This window comes from Magnetospirillum sp. SS-4, assembly GCF_902729425.1.
Taxonomy (GTDB): domain Bacteria; phylum Pseudomonadota; class Alphaproteobacteria; order Rhodospirillales; family Magnetospirillaceae; genus Phaeospirillum.
In genome coordinates this window covers 87,696-101,968 of sequence record NZ_CACVCH010000001.1, presented here as the reverse complement: position 1 = coordinate 101,968, position 14,273 = coordinate 87,696, and the positions used below count along the sequence as shown (strand labels likewise).

The 14,273-nt window shown below is 68.0% G+C and carries 16 protein-coding genes and 1 riboswitch; of the genes, 5 read left to right on the top strand and 11 right to left on the bottom strand.

Annotated elements, in window-relative coordinates; genetic code table 11:
• Window positions 1–3: 3 nt before the first annotated feature.
• Window positions 4–207 (bottom strand): ribbon-helix-helix protein, CopG family, encoded by a 204-nt coding sequence (locus MTBSS4_RS00465; RefSeq protein ID WP_173981419.1) that lies wholly within the window; start codon window positions 205–207, stop codon window positions 4–6.
• Between the two features lie 96 nt (window positions 208–303).
• Between MTBSS4_RS00465 and MTBSS4_RS00460 the strand changes: the two genes are divergently transcribed.
• The gene (locus MTBSS4_RS00460) at window positions 304–2,376 is read left to right on the top strand and encodes a transglycosylase domain-containing protein (protein WP_173981418.1); all 2,073 of its coding nucleotides are present in this window, start codon (window positions 304–306) and stop codon (window positions 2,374–2,376) included.
• Window positions 2,377–2,397: 21 nt separating this feature from the next.
• On the opposite strand, the gene MTBSS4_RS00455 is transcribed toward MTBSS4_RS00460, so the two are convergent.
• The 8 genes from MTBSS4_RS00455 to MTBSS4_RS00420 form a co-directional block, all read right to left on the bottom strand.
• Window positions 2,398–2,628 carry a hypothetical protein gene (locus MTBSS4_RS00455; protein WP_173981417.1) on the bottom strand — a complete coding sequence of 77 codons (231 nt, stop codon included), beginning with the start codon at window positions 2,626–2,628 and terminating at the stop codon, window positions 2,398–2,400.
• A gap of 183 nt (window positions 2,629–2,811) precedes the next feature.
• Window positions 2,812–3,729 (bottom strand): site-specific tyrosine recombinase XerD, encoded by a 918-nt coding sequence (locus MTBSS4_RS00450; RefSeq protein WP_173981416.1) that lies wholly within the window; start codon window positions 3,727–3,729, stop codon window positions 2,812–2,814.
• Window positions 3,729–4,508, bottom strand: coding sequence for a hypothetical protein (locus MTBSS4_RS00445; RefSeq protein WP_173981415.1), 780 nt, complete (start codon window positions 4,506–4,508; stop codon window positions 3,729–3,731). The genes MTBSS4_RS00450 and MTBSS4_RS00445 overlap by 1 nt, the downstream gene beginning before the upstream one ends.
• Window positions 4,509–4,516: 8 nt before the next feature.
• Window positions 4,517–5,287 (bottom strand): carbonic anhydrase, encoded by a 771-nt coding sequence (locus MTBSS4_RS00440; protein ID WP_173981414.1) that lies wholly within the window; start codon window positions 5,285–5,287, stop codon window positions 4,517–4,519.
• 72 nt (window positions 5,288–5,359) lie between these two features.
• Window positions 5,360–6,148: an energy-coupling factor ABC transporter ATP-binding protein gene (locus MTBSS4_RS00435; RefSeq protein WP_173981413.1), complete on the bottom strand. Its 789-nt coding sequence runs from the start codon at window positions 6,146–6,148 to the stop codon at window positions 5,360–5,362.
• Window positions 6,136–6,870, bottom strand: a complete 735-nt coding sequence (gene cbiQ / locus MTBSS4_RS00430) for a cobalt ECF transporter T component CbiQ (protein WP_173981412.1) — start codon at window positions 6,868–6,870, stop codon at window positions 6,136–6,138. Before cbiQ ends, MTBSS4_RS00435 begins: the two co-directional genes overlap by 13 nt.
• A complete protein-coding gene (locus MTBSS4_RS00425; RefSeq protein WP_173981411.1) occupies window positions 6,867–7,142 on the bottom strand; it encodes an energy-coupling factor ABC transporter substrate-binding protein in 276 nt (91 codons plus the stop codon). Before MTBSS4_RS00425 ends, cbiQ begins: the two co-directional genes overlap by 4 nt.
• Entirely contained in the window at window positions 7,139–7,783 is a 645-nt protein-coding gene (locus MTBSS4_RS00420; protein ID WP_254432312.1) for an energy-coupling factor ABC transporter permease, read from the bottom strand. The genes MTBSS4_RS00425 and MTBSS4_RS00420 overlap by 4 nt, the downstream gene beginning before the upstream one ends.
• Window positions 7,784–7,874: 91 nt before the next feature.
• A riboswitch (cobalamin riboswitch) is annotated at window positions 7,875–8,099 on the bottom strand.
• Window positions 8,100–8,172: 73 nt separating this feature from the next.
• Between MTBSS4_RS00420 and MTBSS4_RS00415 the strand changes: the two genes are divergently transcribed.
• The gene (locus tag MTBSS4_RS00415) at window positions 8,173–8,868 is read left to right on the top strand and encodes a response regulator transcription factor (RefSeq protein WP_173981409.1); all 696 of its coding nucleotides are present in this window, start codon (window positions 8,173–8,175) and stop codon (window positions 8,866–8,868) included.
• Window positions 8,861–10,471 carry a stimulus-sensing domain-containing protein gene (locus tag MTBSS4_RS00410; RefSeq protein ID WP_173981408.1) on the top strand — a complete coding sequence of 537 codons (1,611 nt, stop codon included), beginning with the start codon at window positions 8,861–8,863 and terminating at the stop codon, window positions 10,469–10,471. The genes MTBSS4_RS00415 and MTBSS4_RS00410 overlap by 8 nt, the downstream gene beginning before the upstream one ends.
• 6 nt (window positions 10,472–10,477) lie before the next feature.
• Here the strand turns inward: MTBSS4_RS00410 and MTBSS4_RS00405 are convergent, their stop codons facing one another.
• Window positions 10,478–11,845, bottom strand: a complete 1,368-nt coding sequence (locus MTBSS4_RS00405; protein ID WP_173981407.1) for a glutamate--cysteine ligase — start codon at window positions 11,843–11,845, stop codon at window positions 10,478–10,480.
• A gap of 182 nt (window positions 11,846–12,027) precedes the next feature.
• On the opposite strand from MTBSS4_RS00405, the gene MTBSS4_RS00400 reads away from it, so the two are divergent.
• Both MTBSS4_RS00400 and queC read left to right on the top strand, forming a co-directional pair.
• Window positions 12,028–12,570, top strand: a complete 543-nt coding sequence (locus MTBSS4_RS00400; RefSeq protein WP_173981406.1) for an aspartate 1-decarboxylase — start codon at window positions 12,028–12,030, stop codon at window positions 12,568–12,570.
• Window positions 12,571–12,626: 56 nt separating this feature from the next.
• On the top strand, window positions 12,627–13,307 hold the full coding sequence (queC, locus tag MTBSS4_RS00395) for a 7-cyano-7-deazaguanine synthase QueC (protein ID WP_173981405.1): 681 nt from the start codon (window positions 12,627–12,629) through the stop codon (window positions 13,305–13,307).
• Window positions 13,308–13,309: 2 nt separating this feature from the next.
• On the opposite strand, the gene MTBSS4_RS00390 is transcribed toward queC, so the two are convergent.
• On the bottom strand, window positions 13,310–13,927 hold the full coding sequence (locus MTBSS4_RS00390; RefSeq protein ID WP_173981404.1) for a response regulator transcription factor: 618 nt from the start codon (window positions 13,925–13,927) through the stop codon (window positions 13,310–13,312).
• Window positions 13,928–14,273: the final 346 nt, after the last annotated feature.

Below are 14,273 nucleotides of genomic sequence, written 5' to 3'. Positions count from 1 at the left end.
CGTCTATTCGTTGACGGCAGCCTTGAGGACGGCGCGGGCCTCGTGCTCGTCGATCTGGTGGACGTCGGACAGATGGGTTTCCCAGTTTTCCACGTATTCCTGGACCGCCACCAGCAGGCACTCCTCCAGGCTCTGCCCGGTCTCGGCAGCCAGCGCCTCCAGCCGTTGCTTCAGTTCGGTGGGAATCGCGACCGACAGGGCTTCCATTATGCTTTCCTCGTGAACGGCGGGGCCGACAGTTTACAACCAATGTCGCGAGGTTGCCAGTTCCGACCGAAGCCGGTGTTGTGGTAGATAGCGCGGATGACCGCTCCTCCCTCCCGCCCCAAGCGCGGCGCCAATCCGTTCAGGCTCTCCGTCGATCCGTCCGACCGGCTGAGGGCCGGTGGCGATGCCGCCCCCCCGCCCCGTCCACCGGCCCGCAAGCCGGCCAGGGAGCCAAGGCGCCCGGGTGGCGGCAAGGGCGGCCGGAACTGGGCCAGGCGGCTGCTGATGTGGGGGCTGACCCTGTCCATCTGGGTCGGCGTCGGCCTGGGCGGCGTGGTCGCCTATTACGCCCTCGACCTGCCCGACATCGACAAGATGACCGCCACCAGCCGGCGCCCCAGCGTGGTCTTCCAGGCCGCCGACGGCGAGGTATTCGCCGCCTATGGCGACCTGTACGGCGAGACCCTGGACCTGGGCGAGATATCCCCCTTCATCGCCCAGGCTGTGCTGGCGACCGAGGATCGGCGGTTCTTCAGCCACTGGGGTTTCGACCCCATCGGCCTGGCCCGCGCCCTCTACAGCAATCTCAGGGCCGGCCACACGGTGCAGGGCGGCTCCACCATCACTCAGCAACTGGCCAAGAACCTGTTCCTGACTCCCGACCGCACCCTGAAGCGCAAGGTTCAGGAACTGCTGATGGCGCTGTGGCTGGAAAAGCGCTTCACCAAGGAACAGATTTTGACGCTGTATCTCAACCGCGTCTATCTGGGATCGGGAACCTTCGGCGTCGACGCGGCCGCCCGCCGCTATTTCGACGTATCCGCCCGCAAGGTCGACCTCTATCAGGCCGCCGTCATCGCCGGCCTGCTGAAGGCGCCGTCGCGCTACAGTCCGCTCAACGATCCCGAGGCCTCGCGCAGGCGCACCGCCGACGTGCTGGCCAACATGGTCAAGGCCGGCTATATCGACCAGAAGACCGCTGACACCGTCCAGGTCACCGGCGCCTCGCAGATGATCCACCGGCCGCCGCCCACCGGCCGCTACTTCGCCGATTGGGTGATGGGCCAGCTCGATCAGTTCGGCGAGGTCGCCGGCAAGGACATCGTGGTGCGGACCACGTTGGACATCGCCCTGCAACGCAAGGTCGAGGCCAGCCTGGCCGCCATGCTGAACGGACCGGGGGCCAAGGCCCGGGTGGGGCAGGGCGCCGTGGTGGTCATGACCCATGACGGCGCCGTCCGGGTGATGGCCGGCGGCAAGGATTACGACGACAGCCAGTTCAATCGCGCCGCCCAGGGGCTGCGCCAGCCGGGATCGGCCTTCAAGCCGTTCGTCTATCTGGCGGCCATGGAGAAGGGGCACGCTCCCGACGATCTGTGGGAGGATGCCCCCATCAAGCGGGGCAACTGGAATCCGGGCAATTACACCGGCAAGTATCTCGGCCCCATCACCCTGCGCCAGGCCCTGGCCGAATCGGTCAATACCGTGGCGATCCGCCTGATCGAGGACGTGGGGCCGGGGCGGGTGATCGCCACCGCCCGCAAGCTGGGCATTTCCTCCAGCCTGACCGACAATGCCAGTCTGGCGCTGGGCACCAGCGAGGTGACGCTGGTCGAACTGACCACCGCCTATGCCGCCCTGGCCAATGGCGGCATCGGAGTAGGCGCCCACGCCGTCGCCCAGATCACCGATTCCTCGGGCCGTGTGCTGTATCAGCGCGGTGGCGGCGGCTTTGGCCGGGTGATCTCGCCCGATGTCCTGGCCCGCATGCACGACATGATGGGCGCGGTGATCGCCGGCGGCTCGGGCAAGGCGGCGCGGCTGGACCGTCCCGCCGCCGGCAAGACCGGCACTACCCAGGATTACCGCGACGCCTGGTTCATGGGCTTCACTGCCGATTATGTCGCCGGCGTGTGGATGGGCAACGACGACTACCGTGTCGAGATGAGGAAGGTCACCGGCGGCGGGCTGCCGGCCCAATTGTGGAAGCAGGTGATGACCGCCGCCCACAAGGGCTTGCCGGTCCACGCCCTGCCCTCGGCGGAGCCGCCGACGCCGTCCGACGATTCCCCCGATATCGCCGGAGAGATCGCCTCCGGCGCCGCCGAGGCGGTGCGCGGCATCGGTGGCGTCATCGACGACCTGCTGAAGGGCATCTTTGGGCGTTAGCAGGCAGCTAAGGCCCAGGCCTCAGGCCCGCAGCGCCTTGCGGATCAGTTGAAGGCGCATGTCCTCGGGCAGTTGCTCCATCAGCCGCAGCAGGGCCCCCACCCCCACCGGAACGCGCGAGCGTCCGTCAACCCAGCGCCAGACCGTGGTCGGCGCCGGCTGGCGCTCGCCCAGATCGTCGAGCAACCGCGCCAGGGCAGCCTGGGACAGGCCCAGCCGCAGCAACGATTCGGCAAGTTCATCCCCGGTCATGGACGCATCATCCCCCAGTGTTCCCCAATCCCGACTTATATCCTTCGACCAGAGTCATAGCTGGGGTAAGGGATGGGGGGCTGTCAACTGCCGACATGCCGGATACGTGGAAATCCTTATCGAAAGATAAGCGGCCGATCCCGTTTTGAGGTGGCGCGTGGTCGGCCATTCCCTCCCAGGATGCTATTCGCAGTCTTTACTTGCCGATTTAGCGAGGGGGTGATGGTCGTTAACCAGCCTGATCCGCTGTTCATCGAGGATGTGAGTGTAGATCTCGGTGGTGGCGATGTCGGCGTGCCCCAGCATCTGCTGGACGCTGCGCAGATCGGCCCCGCCGGCCAGCAGATGGCTGGCGAAGGAGTGGCGCAGCACATGCGGCGACACCCGCGCCAGGTTCAGGCCGGCCTTTTCCGCGACCCGGGCCAGCATCCTGGCGAAGCCCGAGCGGGTCAGGTGACCCGTCCTGCCGTGGGAGGGAAACAGCCAGCGCGAAGCCCTGCCTCCGGGCTGGGGGGCGTCGCGGACCGAACGCCAGGCGATCAGCGCCGCCCGCGCCGGATCGGACAGCGGCACCATGCGTTCCTTGTCGCCCTTGCCGCGGACCACCAGCACCGCCGGGTCGCGGGCGACGGCGGCGGCGGGCAGCGACACCAGTTCCGATACCCGCATGCCGGTGGCGTACAGGGTCTCCAGCAGGGCGGTCATCAGGATTCCATCCTCGCCGTCGAGGGCTCGGGCGGCATCCAGCAGCTTCGCGACCTCGTCGGTACCGAGATGTTTGGGCAAGGGCTTGCCCAGGCGAGGCGCGTCCAGGTTGGAGGTGGGATCGTCGGCGCGGATTCTCTCGGCGAACAGGAAAAGGTAGAACTGGCGGATGCAGGACAGCCGCCGTGCCTGGGTCCGGGGCGCCATGCCGGCGGCGGCCTGGGCCGACAGCCAGTCGCGGATAGCCGCGGCATCGGCATCGGTCACGTTACGGCCGCGCCTTGCCAGGAAATCCGCCAGATCGTCGAGGTCGCGGCGATAGGCGTCCAGGGTGTTGGCCGCGGCGCCCCGCTCCGCCGCCATCATCTCCAGGAAGGATTCAACGTGGCGGGACATCACTTCTCCCGGCCGGCGGCTCCGCATTCGCCGATGACCTTGCCCAGGTCCTTGCAGATGGCCTTGCCTGCGGCGGCGTCCGGAGCGGGGGCGAACAGGCGGACGAACTTGCCCTTGCCCTTGATCTCGACTTCGCGGGTGACCGGCTCCAGCCCCCTGAGGCCGGCCGATCCAGCCGCCAGGACCGTCCAGCCCTTTCTGGCCCAGACCTCGGTGCGATAGGAGGCGAGATAGACCAGGACGGGCGGCGGCGGGGCATGGATCTCGGCCATGGGCGGCGGTGGCGAGGCGGTGGCCGGCGGCGTCGGCATTGGCGCTTCCAGAGTCATGGGGGCGGGGTCGCCGGCCAATTTCTCGCCGTGTTCCAGCCGCAGCAGCCAGGGGCCGTGGCGGTGAAGCAGACTGCCATCGGGCTGGACGGCATAGCGGGCGAAGCGTTGGCCGGCGCAGCGCACCTCCAGCACCACGACCTCGCGGTCCAGTTCGCCGCCCGACCGGGCGGCGCCCAGCGCGTCGCCCAGTCGGGTCCGGCTCTCGCCGTACTCCGGCCAGGGGCAGATCCGGCCGGCCGGATCGCCGGCCACGGCCGCGTCCAGGCGGACCCGCTGGCCGCGTGGTACCGAGGCGGCGTCGGTCACCGCCCCGGCGGGAAAGGCGTCGGTGACGATCCAGATACCGCCCGACGCCGCGCCCGGCCCGGCCGTCATGGTTTCCGGACCGGCGGCGCAGGCCCCCAGCAGCAGCAGGCCGGCCAGCGACAGGGAATGGAATCTGGGCATGACGCTCCTCACAGGACGTCCAGCAACAGCTTGCGGCGGTTGAGCGGCTGAATCGGCCGCGCATTGTTGGGAAACAGCGCGGCGAAGCGCGCGATCTGTTCGGCCGAGGCGGTGATTCCCTGGCGGTAGACCACCCACTGCACGACCTCGGTGCAGGGCGGCGTGGTCAGCGATCCGGCATAGCGGAAGCTGACCTTGTCGGCGGGCAGCATGGTGGCGGGGTCGAACGTGCCGCCGGCATTGACGGTCTCGCCGCCCTTGGCCGGCATCACCTGCCAGATGGCTTCCAGCGCCGGATTGGCGGCGCCCTTGGCGATCATGACGCCCAGCACCGCCAGGCCGCCGTCGGCCGCCTTGTGGACGAAGTGACATTCCATGTCGAAACTGGCGCCGTCGACGGTGTGTTCGCTGGGGTAATGGAAATGGAACTGGAGCAGGGCGTAGGACTTGCCATCCAGCGTCAGGGTGCCGCCGTCGGCGCAGTCGGCCTGGATGGTGTGGCCGTTGTTGGACACCTTGAGCGGCAGCGGCCGCCACGCCGGCACCGGGTCGCCCATGATGGCGGCGGTGGGGCTGGCAAGGTCGACGGGAGATTGTTCCCGGCCCATGGAACAGGCGGCATAGTCCGGCGACAGGCCGCCCCATTCCTTGGGACCGCCATGGCCGCCATAGGTCCAGTGGGCGCCTTCCCCGGCGATGGCCTGGCCGATGCCGCCCCCGGCGGCGCCGCACAGACAGGCGGCTCCGGCGGCGCGATGGAGGAACGAGCGACGGTCCAAGGGCAATCCTCCCACATTGGAATGATGATTAATGATCAGCCTATCTTGGAAGCCGGAAGGCGTCCACGATCTTCACGATCGCCAGCGGGCCAGCGCCTCTTCCCGCGTCCGGACGCCCAGTTCCAGCAGCAGCGGCGGCTCCAGCCCCGCCTGTGCCAGCGCTTCCCGGTCCGCCAGCACTTCGGCCGCCGGTCCGCTCCGGGCCACCCGGCCGGCAGCGAACAGCGCCACGTCGTCGGCGAAGTCCCAGGCCAGATCGACGTCGTGGGTGGAAAACACCAGGGTGGTTCCCGCCGTCGCCAGCCGGTCCAGGGCGTCCAGCAGCCGTCTGGCCCCCAGCCGGTCGAGGCCGGCCAGCGGTTCGTCCAGCAGCAACACCTCGGGCCGCATGGCCAGGGCTCCGGCAATGGCGGCCCGCTTCTTCTGGCCGAACGACAGCATATGGGTGGCGCGGTCGGCCAGGTCGCCGATCCCCAGCGCCGCCAGCGCCTCGTCCACCCGCTGGCGGGTCGTGGCCTCGCCCAGGCCGAGATTGAGTGGTCCGAACGAGACGTCCTCGGCCACGGTGGCGGCGAACAGTTGGTCGTCGGGCTCTTGCAGCACCAGGCCGACGCGACGGCGCCATCGGGTCAGGCCGGCGCGGGAATAGGCGGTCTCGACCCCGTCCAGCAGCACCCGCCCGGACCGGGGGCGCAAGGTGCCGTTGAGGTGCAGCAGCACGGTGGACTTGCCGGCGCCGTTGGGGCCCAGCACCGCCAGCTTGCGGCCCCGCCGGATGCCGAGGTCGAGGCGGTCGAGGGCGGCGACGCCGCCGGGATAGTCGAAGCTCAGTCCCCGGGCTTCCAGGATCAGCTCAGCCACAGGCTTGCCCCCGCCAGCGCGGCCTGGCCCGCCAGCACCGTCGCCAGGAAAACGGACGAGACCGGCCGGGCCGGTGACAGCATGGGCAGCGACCCGTCGTGGCCCCGCGCCGCCAGGCCGATCTCCAGTCGCCTTGCCCTCTCCATGGCGCGCGGCAGTAACTGGGCGATCAGCAGGCCGGCCGAACGGAGCGAGCGGCGCCAGCCATGCCAGCCCAGCCGCGAGTCCTGGGCGATGCGGATGGCGGCGGCGCAATCCAGCAGCAGGAATACGAACCGCCAGCTCAGCAGCGCCAACTCGGCGATCTCGGCCGGCAGTCCCAGCCGGCGCAGCCCCCGCAGCAGGTCGGGGGTGGGGGTGGTGACCGCCAGCAGCAGCAGGCACGACAGCGACGCCGTCGCCCGCAGCGTCACCGCCAGCGCCCGGGCACCGGAATCGGCGGCCAGGGCAAGGCCGTCGGGGTGAAGTTCCACCGCCAGGGCGGCCGCGCCGGTCAGGGCGAAGCCCATGGGAACGGCGTTGAGCCGCAGCCACTCGCCCACGGGAATTCCGGCCCCGGCCAGGGCGGCGGTCCAGGCGGCCAGCAGCACCATCGCCGATCCCGGCCATGGCGGCAGCGCCAGGGCAAGGGCCAGAAGGCCGAGGGCGAGCACCGCTTTTTCCATCGGTGCCCGCCTGCGCCAGCGACCGGTCTGCGCCAGACGATCTATGGTCAGGGTCATTCGTCGGAACGGCGGCGCCGGCGGCCGAGGACATATCCCAGCAGGCCGGCGCCGAAGGCGGCCTGCAAGGCGAACAGCGAGCTTTCCACCTCCTTGCCCGGCGGCTGCCACAGCGGTCCGGTCCATTTCTCGTAGCCGGGGTTGGAGGCGGCCACCACCTGGCTGGCGGCGTCGTCGGTGCCGCCGAAGGGAGCGTCGGGAGACAGAACCAGCGGCGCGGCGACGATCAGGGCGGCGAGGCCCAGCAGCAGGACGTTCATGCGGGCGGTCATGGCCTGGCTCCTTCGATGCGGATCATGCCGCGCCCGACCAGGGCGTTGACGACCACGACGGTGACCAGACCCTCGGCTACCGCCAGCGGCAATTGGGTAATGGCGAAGATGCCGGCGAACTTGGCGAAGGCGCCGGTCAGGCCGGTGGCGGCGTCGGGGAAGGCCAGAGCCAGTTGGAGCGAGGTCACCACATAAGTGGCGAGATCGCCCAGGAAGGCGGCCAGGAAGATGCCGGCGGTGACGGGCAGGCCCAGCCGGATGGCCAGCCGCCATGTCGCCCAGGCCACCCACGGCCCGGCGATGGCCATGGAAAAGACGTTGGCGCCAAGGGTGGTGATGCCGCCATGGGCGACCAGCAATCCCTGGAACAGCAGCACCAGGGTGCCCAGAACCGCCATCACCGGCGGGCCGAACATGACGGCGCCCAGGCCGGTTCCGGTGGGATGCGAGCACGAGCCGGTGACGCTGGGCAGTTTCAGCGCCGACAGCACGAAGGTGAAGCCGGCGGCGGCGGCCAGTTGCAGGCGCGCCTCGGGGCGCTCCTCGATGACGCGCTTGAGACGGCGGGCTCCCGCCACTACGAAGGGGGCGGAAATCGCACTCCAGGCCAGCGCGTGCTGGGCCGGAAGAAATCCTTCCATGATATGCATTCGGACAGACTCCGTTCGTCGAGACCGCATGTCGTCGCGAAACGGAATACCAACCCACCGGCACACCCCGGCCGAACGGGCTCGCAACGACTCTCGTGATGGCAGGTCTCCTGACTCGCGGGTCATGAGGTTCGGCATAGCCTTCCCAGCCGTTTTCCAGCCAGTGGCGATCTCCGGGGCCGAACCCTCTCCGCCTACAGTTGCGGGGGCAGTCACGGATTTGGCCCCCTTTTCGGGTGCCGCACCGTCGTTCCCATTTTCACCCGGAGCCTATCCGGCACCGGGAACCATCGCGGCCACTATAATTTCGCCACGATCCGGATGCAAACCCTTCGCGAGGTGCTACCTTAATGATCGCCGTTTTTGGGGGAGTTCCGTCCTTGCCGCACACTATCGTCCTGGTCGACGACGACCGCAATATCCTGACCTCGGTCTCCATGGCGCTGGAGGCCGAAGGCTTCAAGGTCCGCACCTACGCCGACGGCGCCGAGGCGCTGCGCGGACTGGCCGGCCAACCGGCCGATCTGGCCGTGCTGGACATCAAGATGCCGCGCATGGACGGCATGGAACTGCTTCAGCGTCTGCGCAAGCAATCGGCCATCCCGGTGATATTTCTCACCTCCAAGGACGACGAGACGGATGAATTGCTGGGTCTGCGCATGGGGGCCGACGACTACATCAAGAAGCCGTTCTCGCAAAAGCTGCTGATCGAACGCATCCGTACCCTGATCCGTCGGATGGAGGCCAACGCCGGCGGCGAGGCTCCTGGTGGCGATCTGCTGGTCAGGGGCGATCTGGTGCTGGATTCAGCCCGCCACGTCTGCGCCTGGAAGGGGGAACGGGTCGATCTGACCGTCACCGAATTCTTGCTGCTGAAGGCGCTGGCGGTCCGGCCCGGCCACGTCAAGAACCGCGACCAGCTGATCGACGCCGCCTATGGCGAGTCCATCTATGTCGACGACCGCACCATCGACAGCCACATCAAGCGGCTGCGCAAGAAGTTCCGCGACGTCGACGAGACTTTCGGCCAGATCGAGACCCTTTATGGGGTCGGCTATCGCTACAGCGATGCCTGACGGCCGGTCCGGGGTGGCCGGCCGCAAGCTGCCGCGCTGGCGGCGGCTGGCCTCGCCGCTGACCCGGCGCATCCTGGCGGTGAACCTGCTGGCGCCGGTGGTCCTCGTCATCGGGCTGTTCTATCTCGACCATTACAAGCAGGGGCTGATCCGGACCGAGCTGGAGGGGCTGGGCACCCACGCCAAGGTGATGGCCGCCGCCCTCGGCGAGGGCGCGGTGACCGAGGAGGAGGCAAGCGGCTTCAGGCTCAATCAGGCCATGGCGCGGCAGATGCTGCGCCGCCTCGCCGAACCGGCCAAGCTGCGCGCCCGGCTGTTCGACAAGGACGGCGACATGGTGGCCGATTCCCGCATTCGCCCCGGTCCCAAGGGCGCCGTCCAGATCGAGGAACTGCCGGTGGCCGGAATCTCGCGCTGGGCCGACCGTCTGCGCCTGACCTGGGAGCGTTACACCCGCTGGATTCCCGTCGACGAATCCCTGCCGCTCTACACCAACCCGGCCCACCCCAAGGCCGGCGAGTTCGCCGAGGTGATGTCCGCCCTGGCCGGCCATCAGGACTGGGCGCTACGGGTCCGCAAGAGCGGCGGCCTGGTCTTGTCGGTGGCGGTGCCGGTGCAGCATTACAAGCAGGTGGTCGGCGGATTGCTGATCACCATCGACGGCACCAACATCGCCCGCTCGCTGTTCCAGGTGCGGGTCGCCATCCTGGAAATCTTCGTTCTGTCGCTGGCGGTCACCATCGGCCTGTCGCTCTATCTGGCCGGCACCATCGCGCGCCCCGTCCGCCGACTGGCCCTGGCGGCCGAACGGGTCCGTCACGGCCAGGGACGCGGCCACGCCATTCCCGACCTGTCGGCCCGCAAGGACGAGATCGGGGAATTGTCGGTGGCCCTGAAGGAGATGACCGAGGCGCTGTGGCGGCGCATGGACGCCATCGAGGCTTTCGCGGCCGATGTCGCCCACGAGATCAAGAATCCGCTGACCAGCCTGCGCTCGGCGGTCGAAACCGTTGCCCGTATCGAGAATCCCGAGCAGCAGCGCCGCCTGATGGCCATCATCCTCGACGATGTCGGGCGCCTCAACCGCCTGATCAGCGATATTTCCGACGCATCGCGCATCGATGCCGAGATGTCGCGCATCGAGACCGCGCCGGTCTCCATGGCCGCCATGCTGAACGCCCTGGCCGAGGTCCATAGCGGCGTCGCCGAGACCGAGGCCGTCGTCTTCGCCGTCGAGCTTCCGGACGGCGACCCGCTGGAGGTCCCGGGACTGGAGTCCAGGCTGGTGCAGGTGCTGCGCAACCTGATCGCCAACGCGGTCTCGTTCAGTCCCAGCGGCGGCACCATCCGTCTGCGGGCCGGCCGGATTCCGTCGGGCGTCCGCGTCGAGGTCGAGGACGACGGCCCCGGCATTCCCGCCAACAAGCTGGAATCCATCTTCGAGCGGTTTTATTCGGAGCGGCCGTCGGGCGAGAAGTTCGGCACCCATTCCGGGCTGGGGCTGTCGATCTCGCGCCAGATCGTTGAGGCCCACGGCGGCAGCCTCCGGGCCGAGAACCGTCCCGAGGGCGGGGCGGTGTTCATCCTGGACCTGCCGACGTGAGCGTTCTCAGTAGGCGTATTCGCGAAAGATCGGCTCGATCCGGCCCTGCCAGCGGCCGTGGAAGGCGTCGAGCATCTCCTCGGCCGGGGTGCGGCCCGACCGGACGGTGGCCAGCAGCGGTTCCAGGTATATGCTTTCGTCGCGGCCGGAATCGTTGAGGCGGGCCCGCCGCTTCAGGCCGGCCGAGGCCAGGTCCAGCACGTCGGCGGCGATCTCGCGCAGGCCGCGGCCGCCGATGGCGGCCGACAGGCCGGCGGCGGGAACCTCGCGGCGCAGCCGGTCGCGGTCCTCGGCGGTCCAGTCCTTGACCAGTTGCCACGCGCCATCCAGGGCGGCGTCGTCGTAAAGCAGGCCGGTCCACAGCGCCGGCAGGGCGCACAGCCGCCGCCACGGGCCGCCATCGGCGCCCCGCATCTCCAGGAATTGCTTCAGCCGCACCTCGGGGAAGGCGGTGGTCAGGTGGTCGGCCCAGTCGCCCATGGTCGGCGTCTCGCCCGGCAGGGCCGGCAACCGCCCGGCCAGGAAGTCGCGGAAGCTCTGTCCGGCGCAATCGATGTACCTGCCGTCGCGGTAGACGAAGTACATGGGAACGTCCAGCATCCAGTCCACATAACGCTCGAATCCCATGCCGGCCTCGAAGGCGAAGGGCAGGGGGCCGGTGCGGTGGGGGTCGGTGTCGGTCCACACGGCGGCGCGCGAGGACAGCAGGCCGGACGGCTTGCCGTCGACGAACGGCGAACTGGCGAACAGGGCGGTGGCGACCGGCTGCAACGCCAGCGACACCCGCAGCTTGCTCACCATGTCTGCCTCGGAGGCGAAGTCCAGGTTCACCTGCACGGTGCAGGTGCGCAGCATCATGTCGAGCCCCTTGCCGCCCACCAGCGGCATGTAGCGCCGCATGACGGCATAGCGGCCCTTGGGCATCCACGGCGTGTCGTCGCGGCTCCACTTGGGCTGGAAGCCGACGCCGAGGAAGCCCAGCCCCAGCGGATCGGCCACCTGCCTGACCTGATCCAGGTGATGGGTGATTTCGGTGGCGGTCTGGTGGATGGTTTCCATCAGGCCCCCCGACAGCTCCAACTGGCCGCCCGGCTCCAGGCTGATGGCTGCGCCCTGGCCGTCCTTCAGGGCGATGACGTTGCCGCCCTCGAACACCTTCTGCCAGCCCAGCCCCGCCAGCCCCTCCAGCACCGCCCGGATGCCGCGCTCGCCTTCATAGGGCAGCGGCCGCAGATCGTCGAGGGCATAGCCGAACTTCTCGTGCTCGGTGCCGATTCTCCAGGCGGTCCTGGGCTTGCACCCCGATTCCAGGGACGCGATCAGCTGGTGCTTGCCGGAGATGGGCTCGCCGCTGGACGTGGCGGGTGCGGACATGGGGTGACGGCCCTGATCAACTATGACGGCCGGTAGCAAACGACAGCGGCGGCAAGCGCGTCAAGCACCGAATCTGCGCCTCTCTCCTGTCCGGAGGGGGGAGGGTGCAATTAAGGTGTTGCGGAATGGCCGCCGCTGCGCTTAGGTCTCAGCTCGATTCTGGCTGTCTGTTCCGGTGCCCCATGATGAATATCATCCGCGCGAAGCTTCACGGCATTCGCGTCACCAATGCCGACCTCAACTACCACGGTTCGATCACGCTCGATCCCGAGCAGTGCGAGATGGCCGGCATCTATCCCATGGAATTCGTCGAGATCTGGAACAAGAATTCCGCCGCCCGCATCTCCACCTACGTCATCTTCGGCGAGCCGGGCTCGCGCTGCTGCGTGCTGAACGGCGCCGCCGCCAGGACCTGCCAGAAGGGCGACGAACTGATCATCGCCGCGTCCGAGATCATCAGCGGGCCGGAAAAGCTCTACGAGGTCAAGCCGCGCATCCTGACCTTCCTGCCCGACAACCATGTCGACCAGGTGCTGTACTACGACGTGTTCCAAAGCGAGCGGCGCCCCTACGACTTCCGCATCGTCGACGCCGACAAGCATACGGTGGAAAGCTGCCACACTTGGCCCAACGTCGACATCTACGGTGTCCGCAGCGGCCTGGCCGCCAAGGGCTGGAGCGAGGTCGAGATCGACGCCTTCATCGCGTCGCATTTCTCGTTGTAGGTCGCCCCGCCCGGCTCCCGCGCCGCGAGGCGCGCCGGCATAAGGGATTCGCCGAGATGAAACCTGCAATCGTCCTGCTGTCGGGCGGTCTCGATTCCGCCACCACCCTGGCCATCGCCAAGGCCGAGGGCTTCGTCCCCGCCACCTTGACCTTTCGCTACGGCCAGCGCCACGCGGTCGAGATCGACGCCGCCCGCCGCGTCGCCCTATCGGCCGGGGTGATGGATCACCGCATCGCCGACATCGACCTCAGGGTGTTCGGCGGCTCGGCCCTGACCTCGGACATCGCCGTGCCCAAGGGGCGCGAGGATGCCGAGATCGCCAGCGGCATCCCCGTCACCTACGTGCCGGCCCGCAATACCATCATGCTGTCCTTCGCCCTGGCCTTCGCCGAGGTGATCGGGGCCGACGACATCTTCGTGGGCGTCAACGCGGTGGATTATTCCGGCTATCCCGATTGCCGGCCCGATTACATCAAGGCGTTCGAGGCCATGGCCAATCTGGCCACCAAGGCGGCGGTCGAGGGACGCAGGCTGACGCTCCACACGCCGCTGATCGATCTGACCAAGGGCGAGATCATCCGCCGGGGGCTGGCCCTGGGGGTGGATTACGCCATCACGTCGACCTGCTACGATCCCGATGCCCTGGGCCGGGCCTGCGGCCAGTGCGATTCCTGCCGGCTGCGCCTCAAGGGCTTCGCCGATGCCGGGCTGGCCGACCCGGCCCCCTACGTCTGACCCTATCGCATCTGGTGCGCCATCAGGACGGCCTGGGCCCGGTTACTGGCGCCCAGCTTCCTGAGAATGGCGGAGATGTGAATCTTCACCGTCTCCTGGCTGATGCTCAGCTCGTAGGCGATCTGCTTGTTGGACTTGGCCTCGCCCAGCAGGCGGAGCACGGTCAGCTGGCGCGGAGTCAAGGTTTCGAGTTCGGCCGAGCGGATATGGCTGGGCAGGACGGCGCCGCCGGTTTCCGCCGGAAAGTGGGTGTCGCCGGCCAGAACCTTGGCCAGGGCGGTGTGCATGGTGGTTCCGGCGCAGTTCTTGGTGATGTAGCCGCTGACTCCGAAGCAGGCGGCGCGCTGGATCATGTCGGCGTCGTCGATGGCCGACACCACCACCACCGGAGTCGACGGCGCCAGGCTGCGGATGCCCAGGATGCCGGCCAGGCCGCTGGCGCCCGGCAGTCCCAGATCCAGCAAGATCAGATCGAAGGCGGATTCGCCGCCCAGCAGGGTGGTGGCCTGTTCCATCGATTCCGCCTCGACGCAGACCGATTCGTCGTCCAGCCGTGAAATGACGAAGGTCAGCGCCTCGCGGAACAGCGGGTGATCATCGATGATCAGAGCCTTTACCATCTGGCCGCCGCTCCACAAAAACACAACGTCACTACAATATGACGCGGATCAAGTAAATGTTGCGATGCACAATGCGCCATGAAAGCATCGGGACCGTAGCATGGTGGTCATGATCGCCGAATAACCACATTTGGTTATTTCGGGATGATAGTCCCGTTTGCTATCACAATAAAGCCCGCCGATAGAGTGGAATAATTAAAAACACCGTGATGTGGGCATGGAGGCACGTTGCTTCCATGGGAGTGGCTTCGACGTAAATCTAGAGAGTTCTTCAAATCTGAATGGAACATGGCGGGACGGTTGTCTGCCCATCCTCATGTCATATGCGGGATGGCAAGGGGGACGC